Annotated in this window: 1 protein-coding gene; it reads right to left on the bottom strand. The window is 61.7% G+C overall.

Going from position 1 to position 1,156, the window contains the following annotated elements; all coding sequences use genetic code 11:
- Window positions 1–257: 257 nt before the first annotated feature.
- Window positions 258–1,156, bottom strand: an 899-nt coding sequence (locus E4K65_RS46675) for an IS110 family RNA-guided transposase (RefSeq protein ID WP_135179760.1), incomplete at its 5' end; no start/stop codon positions are given.

The raw sequence follows: 1,156 nt of genomic DNA, 5'->3' as shown, positions 1-1,156 counted from the left end.
GCAACGACCGGCTTGATCAGGATCGACGGTCACAACTGCTGACGTATATCCGGCTTCTTGATGCGGCTGGACAACGTCTCCGCCGCGAGCCTCGATGGTTTTCGCCCGCTTCCACCTCAACGGCCCCGAGACATCGGCGCAAGCCGTGCCGGTCCACACATCAGGTTCGGGAAGCGACGGGGGTGACCGTTTCGCCATCTCCTGCCATTTGTTGCAATTGTCGGGTGAGACCTCCTTTCCTTGATTGCCGCTTCGCTTCAGGCCGCCTTCACCGACAGCGCCGGCTCATAAGCCGCGTCGCCTGTGAGCATAGCCCACACGATCCGCGCATTCTTGTTGGCAAGAGCCACAGCCACGACATTGGGATGGCGCCGTTGCCGCATCTTGCCGAGCCAGAGGCTTCGCGGATCCTGCTTGCCAGTAGCCCGGCTTAAAGCGGCGCGAGCTCCGTGAATCATCAGCGTCCGCAGGTATCGATCGCCGCGTTTGCTGATGCCGAACAAGCGGGCCCGCCCTCCACTGGATCGCTGCTTTGGCACCAGGCCAAGCCAAGCCGCGAACTGTCGGCCGTTCTTGAAACAGCTTCTATCGCCTACGGCGGCGATCAAGGCTGTTGCCGTCACAGGTCCGACGCCTTCGATTTTGCCGAGCCGTTGGCACTGCTCACTCGTACGGAAGATTTCCCTTATCCGCCGGTCATGGGCTGCAATGCGGGTATCAAGCTCGGATAACTCCTCTTGCAATTCCCTCATGAGCGCTCGGAGCATCTCGCCGAGGCCGTCATTGATGCTCCCTACAATGACAGCGAGGCCGCGCCGCAGCTGCGCGATGTCACGGGCAATGACAATCCCATGCTCGGACAGCAGACCGCGAATCTGGTTGACGAGCCTGACCCGGTCGGCGACCAGGCGCCGGCGAATGCGGTGGACGGCCTGTACCGCCAGCTGATCGGTTGATTTCGGTGGTACGAAGCGCATGGACGGACGGCCGACCGCTTCGCAAATGGCTTCCGCATCGTTCTGGTCGTTCTTGTTCGACTTGACGTATGGCGTCACGAACTGAGGGCTGATCAGTCGGACCTGATGGCCAAGCTCCGTGAGCACGCGAGCCCAATAGTGTGCCCCGTTGGAAGCCTCCATGCCGACCAGGCAGGCCG

This window comes from Bradyrhizobium niftali (genome assembly GCF_004571025.1).
GTDB classification, from domain to species: Bacteria; Pseudomonadota; Alphaproteobacteria; order Rhizobiales; family Xanthobacteraceae; genus Bradyrhizobium; species Bradyrhizobium niftali.
Note: the sequence above shows the minus strand (reverse complement) of the source record. Positions and strands in the feature narration are given on the sequence as shown.